The sequence below is a fragment of the Enterococcus sp. B2E4 genome (assembly GCF_030499455.1).
Taxonomy (GTDB): Bacteria; Bacillota; Bacilli; order Lactobacillales; family Enterococcaceae; genus Enterococcus_D; species Enterococcus_D casseliflavus.
The window spans coordinates 420,891-440,210 of record NZ_JAUKPK010000001.1 but is presented as its reverse complement, the minus strand read 5'-3'; the positions used below and the strand labels follow the sequence as shown (position 1 = coordinate 440,210).

The 19,320-nt window shown below is 46.3% G+C and carries 15 protein-coding genes and 1 pseudogene; 5 read left to right on the top strand and 11 right to left on the bottom strand.

Annotation, left to right across the window (positions count from 1 at the left end; all coding sequences use genetic code 11):
* Positions 1–54: 54 nt before the first annotated feature.
* Complete coding sequence (locus Q1X33_RS02110; protein ID WP_010747764.1) at positions 55–891, bottom strand: NAD(P)H-hydrate dehydratase; 837 nt, start codon at positions 889–891, stop codon at positions 55–57.
* A gap of 160 nt (positions 892–1,051) precedes the next feature.
* Between Q1X33_RS02110 and pepV the strand changes: the two genes are divergently transcribed.
* The gene (gene pepV, locus Q1X33_RS02105) at positions 1,052–2,476 is read left to right on the top strand and encodes a dipeptidase PepV (RefSeq protein WP_005225493.1); all 1,425 of its coding nucleotides are present in this window, start codon (positions 1,052–1,054) and stop codon (positions 2,474–2,476) included.
* A gap of 161 nt (positions 2,477–2,637) precedes the next feature.
* On the opposite strand, the pseudogene Q1X33_RS02100 reads toward pepV, so the two are convergent.
* Positions 2,638–3,092 (bottom strand): annotated as a pseudogene (locus tag Q1X33_RS02100) (type II toxin-antitoxin system HicB family antitoxin).
* A gap of 310 nt (positions 3,093–3,402) precedes the next feature.
* Between Q1X33_RS02100 and Q1X33_RS02095 the strand changes: the two are divergent.
* Positions 3,403–3,696 (top strand): hypothetical protein, encoded by a 294-nt coding sequence (locus Q1X33_RS02095; RefSeq protein WP_005234725.1) that lies wholly within the window; start codon positions 3,403–3,405, stop codon positions 3,694–3,696.
* A 140-nt stretch (positions 3,697–3,836) separates the two neighbouring features.
* Here the strand turns inward: Q1X33_RS02095 and Q1X33_RS02090 are convergent, their stop codons facing one another.
* Positions 3,837–4,043 (bottom strand): hypothetical protein, encoded by a 207-nt coding sequence (locus Q1X33_RS02090; protein ID WP_010747766.1) that lies wholly within the window; start codon positions 4,041–4,043, stop codon positions 3,837–3,839.
* A 128-nt stretch (positions 4,044–4,171) separates the two neighbouring features.
* Positions 4,172–4,480, bottom strand: a complete 309-nt coding sequence (locus tag Q1X33_RS02085) for a DUF5960 family protein (RefSeq protein WP_008378984.1) — start codon at positions 4,478–4,480, stop codon at positions 4,172–4,174.
* Between the two features lie 160 nt (positions 4,481–4,640).
* On the opposite strand from Q1X33_RS02085, the gene Q1X33_RS02080 reads away from it, so the two are divergent.
* Positions 4,641–4,991: a hypothetical protein gene (locus Q1X33_RS02080; protein ID WP_010747767.1), complete on the top strand. Its 351-nt coding sequence runs from the start codon at positions 4,641–4,643 to the stop codon at positions 4,989–4,991.
* Positions 4,992–5,111: 120 nt separating this feature from the next.
* Here the strand turns inward: Q1X33_RS02080 and Q1X33_RS02075 are convergent, their stop codons facing one another.
* Positions 5,112–5,855 (bottom strand): NADPH-dependent oxidoreductase, encoded by a 744-nt coding sequence (locus Q1X33_RS02075; protein WP_154694288.1) that lies wholly within the window; start codon positions 5,853–5,855, stop codon positions 5,112–5,114.
* Positions 5,856–6,204: 349 nt separating this feature from the next.
* Here Q1X33_RS02075 and Q1X33_RS02070 point away from each other — a divergent pair, with 349 nt between their 5' ends.
* Positions 6,205–8,856, top strand: a complete 2,652-nt coding sequence (locus Q1X33_RS02070) for a cation-translocating P-type ATPase (RefSeq protein ID WP_016608271.1) — start codon at positions 6,205–6,207, stop codon at positions 8,854–8,856.
* 58 nt (positions 8,857–8,914) lie between these two features.
* Here the strand turns inward: Q1X33_RS02070 and Q1X33_RS02065 are convergent, their stop codons facing one another.
* From Q1X33_RS02065 to Q1X33_RS02045, 5 genes are all read right to left on the bottom strand, one after another.
* Positions 8,915–11,053 (bottom strand): transglutaminase family protein, encoded by a 2,139-nt coding sequence (locus tag Q1X33_RS02065; protein ID WP_194185453.1) that lies wholly within the window; start codon positions 11,051–11,053, stop codon positions 8,915–8,917.
* Entirely contained in the window at positions 11,050–12,093 is a 1,044-nt protein-coding gene (locus Q1X33_RS02060; RefSeq protein ID WP_010747771.1) for a DUF58 domain-containing protein, read from the bottom strand. Before Q1X33_RS02060 ends, Q1X33_RS02065 begins: the two co-directional genes overlap by 4 nt.
* A 2-nt stretch (positions 12,094–12,095) precedes the next feature.
* On the bottom strand, positions 12,096–13,034 hold the full coding sequence (locus Q1X33_RS02055; protein WP_005225502.1) for a MoxR family ATPase: 939 nt from the start codon (positions 13,032–13,034) through the stop codon (positions 12,096–12,098).
* Between the two features lie 191 nt (positions 13,035–13,225).
* The gene (locus tag Q1X33_RS02050) at positions 13,226–15,067 is read right to left on the bottom strand and encodes an FAD/NAD(P)-binding domain-containing protein (protein ID WP_194185454.1); all 1,842 of its coding nucleotides are present in this window, start codon (positions 15,065–15,067) and stop codon (positions 13,226–13,228) included.
* 37 nt (positions 15,068–15,104) lie between these two features.
* Complete coding sequence (locus Q1X33_RS02045; protein WP_301969512.1) at positions 15,105–16,100, bottom strand: ROK family protein; 996 nt, start codon at positions 16,098–16,100, stop codon at positions 15,105–15,107.
* A 172-nt stretch (positions 16,101–16,272) separates the two neighbouring features.
* Here Q1X33_RS02045 and Q1X33_RS02040 point away from each other — a divergent pair, with 172 nt between their 5' ends.
* Positions 16,273–17,079 (top strand): Cof-type HAD-IIB family hydrolase, encoded by an 807-nt coding sequence (locus Q1X33_RS02040; protein ID WP_096741439.1) that lies wholly within the window; start codon positions 16,273–16,275, stop codon positions 17,077–17,079.
* Positions 17,080–17,164: 85 nt separating this feature from the next.
* Here the strand turns inward: Q1X33_RS02040 and Q1X33_RS02035 are convergent, their stop codons facing one another.
* Complete coding sequence (locus Q1X33_RS02035; protein WP_096741438.1) at positions 17,165–19,315, bottom strand: GH92 family glycosyl hydrolase; 2,151 nt, start codon at positions 19,313–19,315, stop codon at positions 17,165–17,167.
* Positions 19,316–19,320: the final 5 nt, after the last annotated feature.

The following is a 19,320-nucleotide window of genomic DNA, read 5'->3' as shown; positions in this document are numbered from 1 at the left end:
CCCTTTCGACAAATGCAGAAAGGGACGTTTTTTTGATGAATGGTTTATCAGAAATCATTCTGGATCGGATGCTTGGTACTTTTTCATCCATTGAGGCAATGCGGCACTGATTTGTGTCGGCAAAACGACATAGTGCTCTTTTGCCAATGCTTCGCCAATCAGGCTATGGAGATAGACAGCCGCTTGGATCGTTTCCTCTGTTTTTTCAAACTGTGCCAAAAAGCTGGTGATCATGCCTGCCAGCGTATCACCCATCCCACCAGTCGCCATAGCGGGTGTTCCGAGGGGATTTTGGGCGATACTGCTGCCGTAAATTTGTGTGCGATGGCTTTTTAAGACTACCAGACTTCCGAGTTTTTGTTGGGCTTGCTGATTGTTTTCCTCTGTCTGGTCGTCAATTGCCAGTCCGCTGAGCCGTTGCCATTCCATCTGATGCGGCGTGAAGACGACTTGTTCAGGAAAGGGAATGATCAGCGGATATTTGGCAGCCAAATTGATCGCCGAACCATCGATCACCAACCATTGGTGTTCTTTTTGGGCAGAAACGATCCGCTGCAGCAGATCAAAATTGCTTTTTCCTTCGCCTAATCCAGGACCAATCAGTAGGACGTCTGCCGATTCGGTGACCGTATCGATCAGTTCTGTTTGCTGCCAATCGACAAACATCGCTTCAGGCAAGCGGGCGTGCAGGGCGGTTCGGTTGACGCCATCGGAGATCACGGTGGTCAAACCAGTTCCCCCATACACACAGGCTTGCGCAGCCATTAAGATCGCCCCACCGAATTGGCGGTTGCCCCCTACTAAAACGGCTCGGCCAAAAGTGCCTTTGTGGCTTTTTGTCGGGCGCTGTTGGATCACTTTGGATAAAATTGCAGAATCAAGTTGCTCCATGCAATGACTCCTTTCGTTAATCAAAAATCGAGTTATATTTATTATACCTGTTTCCTAGAAATTTCATAGAAAAGACCCATGGAAAAAGGCGCAATTTTTTTTCCTTTTTTGGTTTAAGAGTGTTATCATAAATAGCGAGAAAAGAAATGGAGGGAACACTATGACAATCGATTGGAAAAAAGAGGTCGAAGCCCGCAAAGACGATTTGCTGAACGACTTGATTGATCTATTGAAAGTGAAAAGTGAAAGAGAAGATGATAAAGCGACTGCGGATGCGCCATTTGGTCCTGGACCTCGTGATGCGTTGCTACACATGCTAGCTTATGGCGAACGTGATGGCTTCACAGTCAAAAACGTCGATAACTACGCTGGTCACATCGAATTTGGTGAAGGAGACGAAACATTAGGGATCTTCGGCCACATGGATGTTGTTCCTGCAGGTGACGGCTGGTCAACCGATCCTTATGATCCAGTCATCAATGACAACAAAATCTATGCTCGTGGTTCTTCTGATGATAAAGGTCCTTCAATGGCTGCCTATTATGGGATGAAGATCATCAAAGAATTGGGCTTGCCATTATCGAAAAAAATCCGTTTTGTCGTTGGTTCTGATGAAGAAAGCGGCTGGGCAGATATGGATTACTACTTTGAGCATGAAGAAAAGCCTGATTTTGGCTTCTCACCAGATGCCAATTTCCCAATCATTAATGGAGAAAAAGGAAATGTGACATTAGGGATCCATTTCCAAGGCAACAATGAAGGAGACTTCACGCTGCAAAGCTTTACTGCTGGCTTGCGAGAAAATATGGTACCAGGAACGGCAACAGCAAGCTTCATTGCTCCATCAACAGAAGAAGCATTAGCGATCGAAAAAGCCTTTTTCGATTACGTTGAAGCCAATCCAGTGACGGGGACGATTGAAACAGAAAATGAACAAGTGACGATCGAATTAGTCGGTAAAGGTGCTCATGGTGCCAGCCCACAATCAGGAATCAATGCGGGGACTTTCTTAGCAGTCTTCTTAGATAACTATGCCTTTGGCGGCGGCGCAAAACAATTCATCCATGCAGCAGCAGCCTATGTCCATGAAGATTTCTACGGTGAAAAATTAGGTGTGGCGTACGAAGACGAAAAAATGGGTAAATTGACCATGAATGCTGGCTTGTTTGCTTTCAAAGCGAACCAAGCAGGAACGCAAGCAGACAACTTTATCGCATTGAACTTCCGTTATCCTAAAGGCGTAACTGCGGAAGGACTTGAAATCGGTGTGGAACGCACCGTCGGTATGGAAGGGGCAACCGTTACCCGCAATGATCGCAACATGGAACCTCACTACGTACCAGCAGATGATCCATTGGTAGAAACTTTATTGGCGGTTTATGAAGAACACACTGGCGAAAAAGGCTTCGAACAAATCATCGGCGGCGGCACATACGGCCGTCTATTGAAACGCGGCGTTGCCTATGGCGCAATGTTCCCTGGCTATGTCGACACCATGCACCAAGCCAATGAATTCATGAGCTTGGATGACCTATTCAACGCAGCCGTGATCTATGCAGATGCTATCTACCGTTTGGCGAAATAAAGAGACATTGATTGGGTCTGTTCACTTGCTAAATAAATACAATTGAACGTTTCGTGCGGCATTCTCGTATGTTTTTCATGTGAGAGAATGCCGCACTTTTTAGTATGGAACAGGGGGATGAGTAGTAAAAAACACCTCATAGTGATGAGGTGTAGAAGCAATCAGTCTTTACATTTTTTCTTTAGGATTGCGTCAGTGAGGATTTCTGAAAAATCTAAATGCATAGTTCGTCCTAGTTTATCCGCCCATTGAGGAATCGCCAGTTTCTCTCGACGAAGGTTTGATTCTCTAAATATTCTGAAACATCAACAAGGACCATCGATAGAAATGATTTTTCTTTGTCGTAATCGAATTCAAAATCTAAATCGTCTATAAATGGATTGTTCGCTTCCAGTGATAAACAATTAATGGGGGTAGAGAGCGGAATCTCCCGATTATTTTCAATACAATCTGCCAAAACGATTCCGAGCCAATCGGATGCCATGAATAAAGCATCGGCGATGTCTAAGCCTTGAGTGCCGACTTGCTCAGGAAAATCAGGAAAAGAAATAAAATACTTCACTTCGTTTTCGTCTGTATCGGTGTAATAAAACAATGCAGGGTAACTTGCTAACATAGTGTACAACTCCTTTTTCGCGATTCGCTACAGATCTGATTACAATGGTAGCGCTCTTATTTTTTACTAGTACCCAGTAGTCTTAAGCAAGAGTTGTTGCTTTTTCAATTGTACCAGTGTCATAAATACTGAACAATAGGCAATTTTTTTTAAGAGGAGAGTATCAATTCAGAAATTCTGATGATTGAAAGAACATCATCTTTTGTGGTAATTTAAAAATCTTTGTGTCTATTATCAATGAAAATGTTCTATTTTATTATTGACATCAAATCATCTGAATGATTTACTTTTTGTAAGGAGTTGAAAAGTGATGCCTGATTTGGTGAAATTTATTTTGGTTATTCTGGCGATTTGGGTGGTTTATCAAGTATTTACAACGATTTTATTTACCCTTTCCCAAAAAGCAGTTGCCAAACGAATCAAAAGCGGGAAGATGTCTGATCAGCAGTTGGCGAATTTGTACCACGCTGTAGCACGAGCAAATCAAGGAAGCAATTTCCAAGCGATTTTCTCTTATGGGCTCTTTTACCGCAGCCATGCAAAGCAAAGTGATGCGGTCTATGAACTGTATCGCGCAGAAATGGCGAAAAGAAATCTGCTGTAACCAACTGTGAAGCAGCTGCTTTCGAGAATATTGCTCGAAGTAAAAAAGCCTAGGTCCTGCACAACAAGTGCAGAACCTAGGCTTTTTTGGTATTTACTGGGCAGCAAGCTGTGACAGATAAACACAGCTCCTTGCTGCAGCTATTTCTTGTCTTTGCTGCTTTTTTGATCCATGCCCGCACCGATCGCTACCCCTAGTGCGATGCCTAAACCCATGCCTAATGCTAGATTGTCAAAAAACAGCAGCCCAAATGCAGCACCTAATGCCATTCCGACACCGATCCCCAGTCCCATATTGTTAGAAGCGGCTTCCTTTTCTTTAGACGTTTGCGGCGGTTTTTTCGTCATTGTGAAAAACCCCTTTCTTTTTAGTATAGAGGGGTTTCGTTTGGATGACAAATATTCGAACTGCTGCTCAGTGATATACATCAGGAGAGTGCAACCGCTAAGTATGGCAAACGGGTTGATCCATTGGTCTATCTTCCGCCGGGCAAATAGTTACGCTCGGGGTTGTAGCGGCGAATGATCTTATTTTCAGCGAGTACGTGCTCATAATAATAAACAGGCGCATCCTTAGTCTCTAGTCGAAAAACAAAGACGAGCGGAACCTTTAAGACGGAATAGCGCGCGGGGATCGCAATATACGATTTTTGATTGCGCTCCATCGTCAGTGCGAATTCATCAAACAAAAGCGCCACTGGTGTGGGAAAGTTTACCAATTCATAATAGTGTTTTTCAAATGCATAGGTTTCTTGTTTTGCATAAGCGATTTTTGCAGCTGGCATACACATTCACCTCACTTGAATTATACGAACGTTTGTTCTGTTTGTAAAGTGAAAAATCACCGAGCGAGGAAAAAGGAGGCGTTCTCTATGAAAAAGATGTTATGCTAACAAGAAATTTGCTACACTAGAGAAAAGAAGGAATCAAAAAGGAGCAGATACTATGGATTACGAACGTTTCGCACGATTACAGGCACGCTTTGCCGATGAAAAACTGCTGACCAAAGAAGGGGTCTATCGGTTGCGTTTGTCAGGGAAGGCGCAGTTCGAACTAGCCTTTATCAAAACCGGACCCTGTGGCGAGTCTGTCTACCAGCCGCTGATCAAGGGCACTTTTGCTGAAAAAGAAGCAATCCCTACCTATTTGCTGGATCTTGCGGCGCAGCCTATGACGCAAATCAGTCAGCGAACCTCCGAAAATGAAGCAGTGTTAGATAAAGCGTTAGTAGCATTAATGGAAAAATGTGAGCAGGCAGTTGCCGTCAACGAAGCCGCACAAGAAGCCACACGTTAATTAGCATGACAAAGATACAAGAGCCGCCTGAACCTGATTTTTTACACCAAGCAAAAAACGATCCTGACAAGATTCCTTGCCAAAGATCGTTTTTTTATTTTCCCGTGGAAATTAGTGTCCTCATTCGCCGAAGTGGTCTGAGAAGCCTTGTTGTTTCATAAAGGCCGCGACATCTGGACGTCGCGGTTCACGGAAAAATTCCGTCATTTTCGTTTGCCAATTGGTTTGCTGTTGATTGCTGCTGCGCTGTGCATAATAGGCTTCTGTCGTTTGATTGTACTGGGCTGTTTGCTCCTGCGTCAGCGGTTGATACTGATCGACACTTACGATCGCTTCTTGGGGCAAGCGGACTTTCGGCTCATTTCTGTGTTGCGGATAGCCGATCGTTAAACCGAATAACGGAAACGTCAATTTTGGTAAGCCGACAAGTTCTGCGATACGAGGCAAATCATTGCGGATGCCGCCGATGTAACAAATTCCTAAGTCTTGCGCTTCAGCGGAAGCTACCATGTTTTGGGCAGCGATGGTCGTATCAACGACAGACACAATAAATGGTTCCATCGTGGTTAAGTGGGTATCAGGCACCCCTGCTTGGGTCAGCAGCTGCTGGTGTTTATGTAAGTCGGCGACAAAAAGATAGAAGACGCCCGTTCGAGTGATGTAATTTGGGGCACCGGCAATTTCTTCGATGGCAGCCAGTTTTTCAGGATCACTGACCTCAATGATCGAATAGGCTTGAACAAAGTTCGAACTGGAACCGCTCTGGGCAACCGTTACTAATTTTTGCTTGAGTTCCTTTGATAGTGGGCGGGGTTGAAAATCTCGGACAGAGCTGTGGCGGGTAAAAGTATCAAAAAGATCCATCGTTTTTCCTCCTGTAACGTACAAATTTCTTTCTTCCTTAGTGTAACAGAAAAAAAGGAATGGGAACAAAAAGAATGTTTTCAAAAAATTTTCAAATTGATGTTTTATAGTTGCCAAGCACAAAATTTTCCGTTATGATAATGATACATTCTTATTATTATTCCTTAGGGGAGTAACCGGTGGCGCAAGCTGCGATAATATCAACAGTAAGTAAGCTGGCGACAGCTTTCTGGTATTATTTGAAATGGTGAGACCTAAGACAAGCGTATACTTGTCTTAGGTCTCTTTTTTTCTAGCAGAGTGCCTAAGGAAAATAAAATTAAAAGGGGCAAAAAAATTGGCGAAAGAAATGTATCAAAAAGAAATCTCGGAAATTATGGCAGAGGTCCAGAGCAGTCCAGAGGGGTTGACGCAGCAAGAGGCAGCCAAGCGGTTAGAAAATGGCTTGAACCAGCTGAAGGAAGCACCTAAGAAATCTAGCTTTGCCTTATTCTTAGATACCTTCAAAGATGCGATGGTGATCGTCTTGCTGATCGTGGCAATCATCCAAATGGTTATGGGTGCCCACGTTGAGTCGATCGTTATCTTCGCAGTACTCTTGTTGAATTCCGTCGTCAGTGTGATTCAAACGAAAAAAGCCGAAGGGTCGTTAGACGCTTTGAAAAGCCTGTCGGCACCAGATGCTAACGTCATTCGGGATGGCAAAGAACAAAGTGTGCTGGCGAAAGAATTGGTTGTCGGCGATATCGTTATTTTAGAAGCTGGGGACTATGTACCAGCAGATGGTCGATTGATCGAAGAGGGTTCTTTGAAGGTCGATGAAGGAATGCTGACTGGGGAATCAACGCCAGCGGAAAAAGAATTAGGGGTGATCGATCGTACCGCACCGATCGGCGACCGTGACAACATGGTCTTCAGTGGAACGATCGTCACTTATGGACGTGGTCGGTTTATCGTAACTGCGACTGGTAATGTGACGGAAATCGGTCAAGTGGCTGGCTTATTGGAAAGTACAGTTGAACACAAAACACCATTGCAAAGAGGATTAGACAGCTTCAGTAAAAAACTGAGCTTGGCGATCTTAGTCCTTTCATTGATTATTTTAGGGGTTCAAGTCGCACGGTTGTTCTTAGGTGACGGAACAGGTGATATGACACAAGACTTAGTCAACGCCTTTATGTTTGCGGTAGCCGTAGCCGTTGCAGCGATTCCAGAAGCCTTGCAATCGATCGTGACGATCGTTCTTTCGATCGGAACAAAACAAATGGCGAAGCGTCATGCCATCATTCGAAAACTACCAGCGGTTGAAACATTGGGTTCAACGAGTATCGTTTGTACCGATAAGACCGGGACTTTGACCCAAAACAAAATGACCGTTGTTGACTACTATTTACCAAATGGGCAAACGGGCACGTTCTCCGATGAGCCAACCACCTGGACATTGCCTGAAAAACGCTTAGTAGAGATCAGTGTCTTGGCCAATGATGCTGCCATCAGTGAAGATGGGGCGAAGCTAGGAGACCCTACTGAAATTGCTTTTCTGGATTACAGTGAGAAACTAAATCAGCCTTATCGGGCAATTCGTCAACAGTTTCCTCGTTTGCAAGAATTGCCTTTCGATTCTGATCGTAAATTGATGTCTACCTTACATGAGATCGATGGCGAACATTTATTGTTGACCAAAGGTGGGCCAGACATCGTCTTTGGGCGCAGTACCAAAGTCTTGATCGATGATCAAGTCGTGCCTTTAACAGATGAAATCAAGCAGAAATTACAACATCAAAACGAAGAATTCTCAAAACGGGCATTACGGGTCTTGGCGTTTGCTTACCGTCCATTGACCGATGCCCAATCACGAGAATTGACACTTGAAGATGAAAACGAGCTGATTTTGGTTGGTTTGATGGCGATGATCGATCCTCCTCGTAAAGAAGTCAAACAAGCCGTAGCGGATGCTAAATCTGCTGGTATCAAAACAGTAATGATCACAGGGGACCACAAAACGACAGCCGTGGCGATTGCACAAGAGATCGGTATTTCAGCCGAGGGCGACTTAGCCTTGACCGGTACGGAATTGGATGCTCTTTCTGAAACCGAACTAGCGGATCAATTAGACAAAATCACAGTCTATGCTCGTGTTTCGCCAGAAAACAAAATCCGTATCGTGCGGGCTTGGCAAGACAAAGGCAAGATCTCTGCCATGACCGGGGATGGGGTCAATGATGCACCCGCCTTGAAACAAGCGGATATCGGGATCGCAATGGGAACCGGAACGGACGTTGCCAAAGACGCAGCGGCGATGGTCTTGACGGATGACAACTTTGCCTCGATCATTCGTGCCGTAGAAGTTGGCCGAAACGTCTTTGACAACATCAAAAAAGCTATTTCGTATTTGTTTGCTGGAAACTTAGGTGCGATCATTGCGATCGTCTTTGCCTTAGTGATGGGTTGGGACAATCCATTTACTGCCTTGCAGCTGCTCTTTATCAACCTAGTCAACGACTCATTACCAGCGATTGCTCTAGGAATGGAAAAAGCCGAACCAACGATCATGCAGCGCCAGCCAAGAGATCCAAATGCTGGTATCTTCACTGGAAAAACATTGATCTCAGTAACGTATCGTGGTATTTTGATTGCCGCTGTCGTGATTTTGGCACAATGGTTAGGAATGAACCAATCACCTGAATTAGGTGTAGCGATGGCCTTCTCAACACTTATCTGGAGCCGAACATTGCAAACATTACCAGCACGCTCAAACACTGAGACTGCTTGGCAAGCTGGCCTTTTTGCCAATAAAATGGTGTGGTTGGCGATCGTCGTTTGTGGTGGACTATACAGCATTACCTTGATTCCTGGCATCCGTGAAGTCTTTGCGATTCCAGCAACCTTCACTTTAGGACATGTCGGTCTATGTATCGCAATGGCTGCTGTGGCAGTTGTTTTGATGGAAATCACGAAACTGATTATTATTGCCGTTCAAAAACGTCAAGGAAACGCCTAAAGCAAAAAACGTATCGATCGTTTGATCGATACGTTTTTTTGTCGTTTATCCTCACTGCTTAGTTGATTTTTTTCAGCTGACTGATTTGGGCAGCGACTTGCTTCAAGAAGGCTTCTTGACCAGCCGGCTGTTCTTGGCTGTAAAGGTAGGCTTCGTATTGCTGCGTCAAGCGGATAAAATCACCATGGAACAGTGGATAGAATGCTTCGAGTCGTTGGGCATAATCGATCAACGGCTCCGCCTCGTTACGGTACAGAACTTTCGTCGTTTGCCGTAAAAACAAAGGATAGGCAGCAACTAGCGGCTGTTTGGTAAAGCGGCAGATCAACCATAAATGAATACGGAAAAACGAATGGCGGAAATAGAAAAGTAGGCCAAGTCCTAGGATAGCTAAGCCTCCAAAGAAGCCATTGCGCAGCGTTTGTTTCAACTCCTCAGTCAACCAAACGTCATCGGAAACCGCGGCTGTTGCAGAACTGCTGGTCGTGGTTTCGCTGCTTTCTGTTTCCCTGCTGCTCGATGGTGTTGTTTCGCTGCTAGCGGTCGGTGTTTCTTCGGATTTAGTAGATTCTTGAGTCAACACGGGACGATCTGGATTTTGGAAACTAGGGGTCGGTTCAAAAGGTACCCAACCGTAGCCGTCAAAGTAGACTTCCACCCATGAGTGGGCATTCAAGTTGCGAATGGTATAGGTAGTAATGCCGTTTTCTGTTGCAGGAGATCCAGGAGAAAAGCCTTTTGCCCAGCGAGCAGGGATCTCTAAACTCCGTAGTAGCACGACCATTGCCGTGGAAAAATTGTCGCAGTAGCCGACTTGTGATTCAAATAAAAATTGATCAACATAATCTTGCTCTTCTGCAGGCACGACGGCATCGGTTTTGGAATAGCGGAATACGAGCGGATCTTTCAAATAGCTTTCAACCGCCGTGACTTGATCAAACAGACTGTTGCTTTCAGTGGTGATCTCAGCTGCGAGATCTCGTACCCGCTGCGGCAAAGAATCGGGTAACTGGATATAATCGATCAGAGAATCCGGATAGATCAAAGGCAGATTTTGGAGATTTTCTGCGGCAAAGTCTGGATGGTCCCAATCGAGGGTCAAGGTGGTGTCTGGGAGTGGATCAATGAGATCGACCCGCTGGATGGCGTCGCTGATCTGAAATCCGCGAGCACCGTTTTCAAGGGACAACGTGCTGCGTCCATAGGGCAATGGGACATAGTCTCCATGGTTTTGAAATTGGACCCGAACGGATTCGTTCTCAAGATAGGCTTGCTGATAGCTTTGATCCGCGATCGTGACGCCCTCTGCTTCTAAGCGAGCCTCTTCGCGGCTCGTACTGATCCAGCCCTTACCAGAATAAAAATCTTTGCTTTCCACCCGCCAGTAATGCGGGGTTTCTTGTTGCGCTTCAAATAAAATCGTCGCATCATCCAGTAGTGGTCCGCCTAATTGACGGTCGTTTTCACTGAATCCAGTGCGAGAGCCGCTGGGCGTGCCATGTTCTTCAATAAATTGATAAAAACCCAGCTGATTCAGATTTGTCCGTATAGGCGTGGAACGGGCTGCCAACTGTTCCCGCAGGCTCGTTTGCGGCAAGTAGACAGCAGTGACGGCTAGTCCACCAATCAATAGCATCACAGCGAACCAGGGAGCGATCGTTTGACTGGATTGAAAGACGCTGCGCTGGATCAGTGAAGAAGCCAAGGCACAAAGAAAAATACCCATCAAATGCCACGTCAGATCAAATTGATTAAAAATCACGACTGTTAGCAAGTAGCCGATCATGGTAGCGTAAATCAAGAAAAAGCGTTGATAAGCGATCGGTAAGATCGCTAAAAACAAAACCCAACTAACAATCAATGTCACCGCCGCCAGTTCGGTGATATAGCCGACTTCACCGCTGAGGATCTCTTGAAAGGCACGGTGCAGGTCTAGCCAAAAACGCAGCAGCCAATCAAAAGAAAAGGCAGTCCCATAAGGAAAGATCCGATACAAGACGATCAGCCAAGCGGCTGCCAGCAAAGGCAAACTGTAACGGACTTTCGGCACCACGGTCAAAATCAAACAGACACTAAAGGCATAAGTTAAAAGGGTGAACTGATTGCCAAGGTCATAAACTGCGATAAACGGCAAGATCACCAGTGATAGACTGAGAAAGGTCAGAAGACCAATCAGCGCTTTCTTAATAAATCTCATCCTACCGCCTCCTCAAGTTTATTCAACTGCCTCATTAAATCAGCGTAGGTAAACACTTGGCAGCTGTTTTTTGCTTCCAACTGACTGAGGTAGTCTTCCAGTTGTGGGGTAAAAACCGGGGTAATGAAGACAAGATGGCTGCCAGTCAAAAGCGGTACCCCTTCAGGAACTTTCTCGAAGGGAAGGATCTGGGCATAGGCAGCGGCATCCGTTTGGTAAGGAGAAGTCAATCCGTCACCAATCAAGAGCGGCTGAAAAAGTCGTTGATTTTGCGAGAAATGGTGGATCGAATAAAACAGTGATAAAGTCTCTTCAAAAGCAGGATGATCTTCTCCCCAAAAGAGCAGAACGATGTCTTGTTCTTCTTCATGTTCTCGTTCGCGATAGATCAATTCCTGTTGTTTGCTGGATAATTTCCAATCGATATTTTTTAAGGAATCCCCTAACTGGTATTGACGGAACTGTCGAATAGAAAAATTGGGTTCCCCGTGGGTTTGGCTGCGGACTTGCTGTTTAAAAAATGGCAGCAGGGTAACGGCTTCTGGCGCCAATTTAGGCAGGATCAAAATCGATTGTTTCGCAACTGCAGCGTAGCTTTTTTCAAAAAAGCCAAAGAGATCATGGCTGTACAATTGAACGGGCAATTCTTCATAGATGCCTCGCTCCTTTGGGGTCCAAGGCAGCTGCAGCCGAATCAGATTGCCTCGATAAAAGGCGCTGTGATGACTTTCCTTGAAACGATCGTCAAATTTTAAGGTGAAATCGACCAGCGGCAGCAGCGTCGGGCGATACTTGAAGACTTGCAGCGGTAAGGTGATCGCTGTGTGTGTTTCAGCTTGGATCGATTCTTCTAAAATGATTTGGACCTTCTTGAGGGAGGGGAGCAAGAATACTGCATCAAGCAACAATAACAAAGTCAGTAAAAACCAAAGGCTCCAGCCAGCATTATTATTGAAGATCACACAATAAGCCAGCAGCAGAAAATAGGCAGCGCTAAACAACAGGAGGCGCAGCAGGCGTTCAAGCTTCTTTTTCTTCATCGCTATCTCCTCGTTGGGACAGGCACTCGTTGGATCATCTGTTTCATCAAGTCTGAAAGGGTCTCCGTGCTGGCATGAACGCCACCTTTCAGTAATAAACGATGACCGAAGACTGCTGGTAAAATTCGCTGCAAGTCTTGCGGCGTGACAAAGGTCCGACCTTCCGTCAACGCTAACGCTTTTGCCCCTTTTAAGAAGGCGATCCCACCACGAGGGCTGATACCAAGGTCAATGGCATTATGCTGACGGCTCGCTTGAACCAGCTGCAATGCGTAACGGGCGACCCGCTCATCGACATACACGTCATCGACCATCGCTTTTAAAGCAGTCACTTCATCAGCATGTAAAATGGTTTGGATCTGATCCAAGCTTTGCTGTCGTTTTCCAGTCAAGAGGGCGAGCTCATCTTGAAAATCTGGGTAACCGATATGCAGGCGGAACAAAAAACGATCCAATTGGGCTTCAGGCAAAGGATACGTTCCTTCATACTCGATTGGATTTTGCGTGGCTAAAACAAAAAAGTGGGGACTCAATGGGTACGTTTGATTGTCGATGGTGACATGATTTTCTGACATGGCTTCTAAGAGTGAGGCTTGCGTCCTTGGTGTGGTTCGGTTGATCTCATCTGCCAAGAGGACGGAGGTGAAGATCGGGCCAGGACGAAACTCGAACTGGTGGCTTTGGGAATTAAAAATCGACACACCTAACACATCGTTAGGTAAAAGGTCTGGGGTAAACTGTACCCGTTTGTAGTCACTTTGAATGGCTTTGGCTAACGATTTGACCAACATCGTTTTCCCAACACCAGGGATATCTTCGAATAAAACGTGTCCGCCAGCAAGCAGCGCAGCCACGGTAAATTGGATCACATCTCGTTTGCCTAAAATCACTTTTTCCACTTCTGCGATCAAGGCATCTATTTTTTGTAATTCAGCGGTCATCTGATAACCTCCCTACGTTCGTTTCTTCCATTGTAACGGTTTTCTAGGACTGTCGCAATTTTCGTGTAACAATTAAAGAAAATTTCAAGAATATTCAAAAAAGAGAAATCCTTTCTGCGGATTTGCGAAAGAAAAACAAAAAACTTCCGAAGCGTTTCCTCGGAAGTTTGCGTTTGATAGAACAGAAGCGACTAGAAGGTGTGGTGCAAGAGGTCAGCGGCGATCTGGTCCGCCTGCCGTAAATTCCAAGCATCGGTTCCTGGCTGAGCAGTGGCAGCCGTCAGCCAGTGGATGCCTTCTGTGGGAATCCCAAAACAATAGAGGGTAGGGTAAGGGCGGTCATCTGGTCCGAGGATCTGATTGGTCTCAGGATCGATGGCGATCGCACCCGTCTCAAAAGGCACCTCATTGGGGATCGCCAACTGGTGCGGGTGAATAATCCGATCGTTTAGCAGTTGCCGCAACAAGGAATTGTTGGTTCGACGAATCGCTGTCGATGGAATGCGAGCCTCAATTAGTTGCGTCGCGTGATAGCGTGTGTCGTCAAATCGCTTTGAATACGTACAGTAAGCCTCCTCGATCTCAACAGTCATGTCAGGACCTAGTAAGGTCACCACTCCCGCTTCCATCAATGCCACCAGTTCCTGCAGTCGCTGAACTGGCGGTCCGATCGATAAAAAGCTGTTCAAGGGAACGAAAGACTGCCAAAAGAGTGTTTTCAAGTCTTGTACTGGCATTAGCTGATGATCGAGAACAAACCGAATCGGGTCCCGCAGATCTTTAAAGACTTCCAAGGCACTGCTGATAGGTCCTGTTAGATTGCCTTTTTCGGCATCTTGGATTTGGGTACGTAATAGTGCAATGAAAAAGTCTTGCAACGACTGTTGCTTTTTCTGAGCAAAGGGGTCGGCTAGTTGTTGCCATGACCACCACTCCGTCGTAGGAAGCTGCCATTTTTTCAGCAAGTCTTCAGCTCCTTCAGAGGCAACAAAGGCGGCGGTAAAAGCGGCAAGCTGATCTTTGTCCAGCAGCTGTTTTTCTAAAAGCAGCGTCTGATAATAGACGAGTTCTGCCTCTTTTTTTAAATAGAAGAGTAGGGTCTTGCCAGCAACCGTTTTGGCTGCTTGCCAAGCAGCGAGGCGTTCAGGGGTCAAAAAAACGGGCTTTCGCTGCTGCGTCGGTGTTTTTTGATTGCGGCCACGAGGATGATATGGGACACCCCGACGAGAACCTGCGATGATTTGTGGTTCTTCACCAGAAGGTTGATAGACGAGGGATCCATTGACTTTGACGAAGGTGCCGCCCCGACCGCTGGTCAAGCGGGTGACGTAATCGTAAAAGGCAAGTCCTAGTCCCCGTAAAATCACAGGTTCGCCAGCTTTCACCGCCGTTAGATCCGTATCTGCCGCATTGGCTGGCGGTGCATAAAACCAGCCATTATTTTCTGCGGCCGCCGCCAATCGTTGTTCTGCTGCTGACAGTTGGGCTTGTGAATGGCCTGTAGCTAAGACGACGGCATCAACAAGAAATGTTTGGTGAGCCGTCGTCAACTGGTAGCGATTTTTGGAAAGAGGGGTCAAGGAGCTGACACTGTCTGACAGATGGTTGACGGTAATGGATTCAGGCAGCTCTTTTAATAGCTGCTGATAAAACCACTGCTGATAGAGGCCATATAACGCCCGCGAGCAATGCCCGTTAGGATCAAGTGAATCAAGTGCTGTGCATTCCGTAACGAGCTCAGGAGCATGCGTGGCTGCGAAATGTTTCCCTTCTGTCACTGCCCATTCGTATAAGGTAGGTCCTTTGACCACGGGACCGCCGGTGCTTAATGTGTCATCCGTGAAAAGGGTGACTTGACTGGTTACAGAATTCAATAGCAGATCCGCCGATTGGTCCGTGCGCCAAACTGCCCCAGGAAGAAAGGGATCAAACAGCAGCAAGTCGATGGCTTGTTTGTTTTGTTTGCTATGAGCGATCAGTCGTTCTGAAAGTGAAAGTCCACGAGGACCAGCACCAATGATAGCTATTTTCATATCACACCGCCTCAATTATTCTATGGTCTTTGTGTCATCAACGGGCTAAGTCAAAAGGTGTCTTGCGGAAAATCAGCCAGTGCATGCCTAGCACCATGGCTTCCTCGATGGCATCGATATAATGGAAAGCAGGCTGATTGGGTTGTTGCTGCAGCAATGGATTTTTTTGGATCGCGTCTAAGAGATCGGTTTTTACTGCATCACTGCTGGCTAAAATAATACAGTGGGGGGCAAAAGCTGCATTGTAAAATGGCAGTAAGCTTGTCAGGCGCTGAACCAAAGCCGTGCGGTCTTGCGGTGCCCCTTGATCCAAGTAGCCGGGCAAAAACTTTGCCTCTCCCGCTAGGGCGTCTTTTCCTTCTAAAAGTGCACCATTGACCAGGAGCGTGATACCAGGCATGCTTTTTTCGGGATTGTACATGCCGACGATGGTTTGCTGCAAAGAGATCTGTTGGGTGATGCAATAGCCGATCGTTAAAATATGGGCATCGTTTTGACAGTAGAAGGGCAGTGCAGTGACCTCTGCCACGAGGGCTGCCAGGTGCCAGCCATTGAATTTTTCATACCAGCTGGAAGTCACGGTTCCTCCACTGATTTTTCCTGGTAAAAAGAGGGCGATCTGTTCCACAGAGGGAAATAATGCTAGCTCGTTCGTTACACATTCTTGAAAGCGATGAGGGGCAACATCAGGAAACGGCTGGTCGTGTTTTGCCAAAACCTTCCCCTTGCGGTCGATCAGCATGGACCAAAGAGCCAAGGAACCATCGTGATCAATAAAGCTAAGCAAAAGAGAATGACCTCGGTCTTGGTTGAGCTGATAGGTCACAGCAGGGCGCCCTAGCTCTTTTTGCTCCAGCGGACCTTTAGTGATTTCCCCCTCTGCCAACAATTCTTTTAATAATGAGTTAGTGGTGACCATGCTGATGCCGGTTTTCTTTACTAAATCGGAGGCGAATAATGCCCCGTTTTGAAATAAGGTTTTTAAAACCAGCTGTTTGTTTTGCTGGCGAATGGAATGGGTGGTAGAAGCCATAGGTGTTCTCCTTAATGAAGTGATTTAATTAAGTATACCGACGGGATGGAACGATGTAAAGTTTTTAAAAGACTGACTTGACGGAAAACTTGAAAATAAGTATACTTAATTAACAATGTTAATTAAGTGGTTCGCCATAAAGAGGACACGAGGTAGAGGGGAAGAGAAACGTATGATCAAATTAGTCATCACAGATTTAGACGGTACATTTTTGAACAGCCAAGGCAGTTTTGATCGGCCTTATTATGAACAAGTCAGCCAACAAATGAAAGAAGCGGGTGTTGCTTTTGCTGCGTGTACCGGCAAACAGTGTGAACGAGTGGAAGAACTGTTTGGTGAAGCAGCAGCGGATGTTTGGATTCTTGGGGATAGCGCGACCCGCATCAAACATCAAGGCGAATACATCTTTGAATCACTGCTGCCAAACGAATTAGGGCGGCGGATCATTGCGAAGCTCGCTGCGATTGCGCAAGATCATGTGATCATCGCCTGTACACCGACTGCGGCATACATTGCGGAAACGACCAATGAAGCAGATGCCCAGAAAGTTCGCGGCTCTTATCGGGTGGTCAAAACGGTGACGGATTATCAAACCATCACCGAAGATTTTGTGAAGCTCACTATTTTTGATCCCAAACTACGTTGCTTTAAGCATGTCCAACAGTTAGGTGAGTTTACAAACGACGCCTACATCGTGGCTTCGGAAGCCGCTTGGATCGATATCACCAATCAAGGCGTCCACAAAGGAACGACTGTGGCACACTTGCAAGAATTGCTGCACGTCACACCAGAAGAGACTATGGTCTTCGGCGATGGCTTGAACGATTTGGAGTTGATGGCAGCTGGCACGTTTAGTTTCGCCATGAGCAATGCCTTTGAGGAAGTCAAGGCAGCGGCAGCGTTTGTGACCAAGTCAAACGATGAAAATGGCGTGCTGAAAACCATCGAACGTCTGTTACCGCTACAAATGAACCAATAAAAAAACCGCTCCCTAGCAGGGATAGCACGTACTTTCATTTGACTGAAAGTAGAGTGCTGCCTGTTGCTAAGGCGCGGTTTTTTCGTTATGCATGTGGTTGACTGACGCTATAAGGATAGGCATCGGCTGACCACTCTTTGCTGCGAGGGACGATACCTAGCTGGAAGTTCAATGTACCACCGGCAGTCAATTCTTGGTGGGTGAAAAACAATCGCTCGAAGGGTTCTTCGTTCAATGTGATTTTATCCACGAAGAGCTGTTGCGGCGCATTGGGCGTGCTCTTGATCACTAAGTCTTTGCCTGAAGCAAGATGTAGTGTTGCTTGATCAAATAATGGCATGCCGATGACATATTCCCCCGTCCCTGGTGTGACTGGATAAAAGCCCAAGGAGTTGAAAATGTACCAACCAGCCATGCTACCGTTGTCTTCATCGCCAGGAAAGCCTTTGGGCGAGTAATTGAAGCATTGTGTCAATAGCTGCTTGATCAAGGGCTGTGCCATTTCTGGTTTGCCCAAATAGCTGAATAGATACGGATAGTGGAAGCTTGGTTGATTGGAGATCGCCAGCTGACCAAAATCGAGTGCAGCCATCTCGCTCATTTCATGGATCTCAAAGCCGTAGCCTTCTGTCGTATAGCGAGGTTCTTGATTGCACAAGTCGATCAGTTTTGCTTCAAAGGCCGCTTTGCCGCCGTGTTCGGCGATCAAGCCAGCGAAATCATGGTAAACAGCAAAACTGCTTTGCCACGCACTGCCTTCTGCATAGTCTAAGCCCCAGCGTATGTCACTGAATTCTGGACGAAAGGCACCATCGGGATCTTTTGCCCGCATAAAGCCAGTTTCCTGATCGAAAATGTTGCGGTAGTTTTGCGATTGCTGCTGATAATAGTCTGCTTGCTCGTCACCCAGCTGTTGCGCGACTTGTGAAATACAAAAATCACTGTAACAATAATCAAGGGTGTGATTGACCGATTCATGATGCGTCAATGGCACATACCCATAAGTCAAATAGTCCGTCGTGCCGCGCCGACCATAATTGGGATTTTCACTTTGGACGGTGGCGCCTTTTTTCATCGCTGCTAAAAATTCGGGCATCAAATCAGGACGAATGCCTTTTACTGCGGCATCAGCGATCACGGCATCGATCAGCGTCCCTGGCATCAATCCACGCTCATCTGGCGATAGCCATTTTGGTAAAAAGCCGCTTTCGCGATAACTGTTCAAAAAGCCTTCCAGCATGTCTTCCAATTGTTCGACAGCCAAGAGTGAAAAGAGCGGGTAGACAGTTTTATACGTATCCCAAAAGCCGTTGTTTGTATACAGTGGTCCTGGTTTGATTGCTTTTGCCAAGGTATCCCAATGCATTTTGCAGCCCTCTTGGTCGATTTCGAAGAAGGTTTGAGGAAACAAGAATAAGCGATAAAAATTATGATAAAAAGTAGAAACTTGTGTTTGATCGTGATGCTCAATCTCGATTTTTTGCAAAAAATGATTCCATTGCTGTTGGACAGAAGCCAGATAATCGTCAGGAGCCCATTGCTGTTCCCGTTGCAAGTTCAAACAAGCTTGTTCGCGACTGAGAAACGAGGTCGCAAAACGGATCGTCTGTGTTTGGCAATCATCAAAGCGGAGAACGACGAAGGCTTCTTTGCCTGTCAAGGCACCTTCGATCGCCGTGGTGGGTGTTTCAAAACGATAGACGAAATGGAAGGTGAAGCGTTCATCTTCGCACCCTGAAAATACGATCAGTTGACCAGCCACTGTTTGTTCATCCACCTGTTCTAAGACATAGTCACCCGGCAGTGACAAGCCAAGACCTGGCTGATCCCCGCAGTTTTCAATAGTCAGCACACCGCCATACATACTGGGGATCAAAGTCGTTGTTGTTAAATACCGCTGCGTCTTGATTTTAAGAAAGGCTGGATTAAAGGTGCTTTCTTCGGGACGATACGAGCTTTGCGCATGGAAAAGGGTATTTTCAGAAAGCGTGCCGTTTATCGGCAGCATCGTCAGATGGCTGAAATCCCCCATCCATGGGCTAGGCTGATGGGTGAGGCGAAAGCCCTGAAAGGTTCGATCTTCTGGATGAAACCACCAACTGCCGCGTTGATCGCTGGTTTGCGGGGCAAAGTAGTTCATGCCAAAAGGAACCCCTGTATAAGGCAGGCAGTTGCCGTGGGAAAAACTATATTGGTTGTCTGTTCCGTGTCGTGTGTCGATCATTGATACGTTCACTTGGT

Excerpts from the sequence above, each read along its gene's own strand:
- Q1X33_RS02110 (WP_010747764.1), bottom strand. The coding sequence starts at position 891 with ATGGAGCAACTTGATTCTGCAATTTTATCCAAAGTGATCCAACAGCGC.
- pepV (WP_005225493.1), top strand. The coding sequence starts at position 1,052 with ATGACAATCGATTGGAAAAAAGAGGTCGAAGCCCGCAAAGACGATTTG.
- Q1X33_RS02095 (WP_005234725.1), top strand. The coding sequence starts at position 3,403 with ATGCCTGATTTGGTGAAATTTATTTTGGTTATTCTGGCGATTTGGGTG.
- Q1X33_RS02090 (WP_010747766.1), bottom strand. The coding sequence starts at position 4,043 with ATGACGAAAAAACCGCCGCAAACGTCTAAAGAAAAGGAAGCCGCTTCT.
- Q1X33_RS02085 (WP_008378984.1), bottom strand. The coding sequence starts at position 4,480 with ATGCCAGCTGCAAAAATCGCTTATGCAAAACAAGAAACCTATGCATTT.
- Q1X33_RS02080 (WP_010747767.1), top strand. The coding sequence starts at position 4,641 with ATGGATTACGAACGTTTCGCACGATTACAGGCACGCTTTGCCGATGAA.
- Q1X33_RS02075 (WP_154694288.1), bottom strand. The coding sequence starts at position 5,855 with ATGGATCTTTTTGATACTTTTACCCGCCACAGCTCTGTCCGAGATTTT.
- Q1X33_RS02070 (WP_016608271.1), top strand. The coding sequence starts at position 6,205 with ATGTATCAAAAAGAAATCTCGGAAATTATGGCAGAGGTCCAGAGCAGT.
- Q1X33_RS02065 (WP_194185453.1), bottom strand. The coding sequence starts at position 11,053 with ATGAGATTTATTAAGAAAGCGCTGATTGGTCTTCTGACCTTTCTCAGT.
- Q1X33_RS02060 (WP_010747771.1), bottom strand. The coding sequence starts at position 12,093 with ATGAAGAAAAAGAAGCTTGAACGCCTGCTGCGCCTCCTGTTGTTTAGC.
- Q1X33_RS02055 (WP_005225502.1), bottom strand. The coding sequence starts at position 13,034 with ATGACCGCTGAATTACAAAAAATAGATGCCTTGATCGCAGAAGTGGAA.
- Q1X33_RS02050 (WP_194185454.1), bottom strand. The coding sequence starts at position 15,067 with ATGAAAATAGCTATCATTGGTGCTGGTCCTCGTGGACTTTCACTTTCA.
- Q1X33_RS02045 (WP_301969512.1), bottom strand. The coding sequence starts at position 16,100 with ATGGCTTCTACCACCCATTCCATTCGCCAGCAAAACAAACAGCTGGTT.
- Q1X33_RS02040 (WP_096741439.1), top strand. The coding sequence starts at position 16,273 with ATGATCAAATTAGTCATCACAGATTTAGACGGTACATTTTTGAACAGC.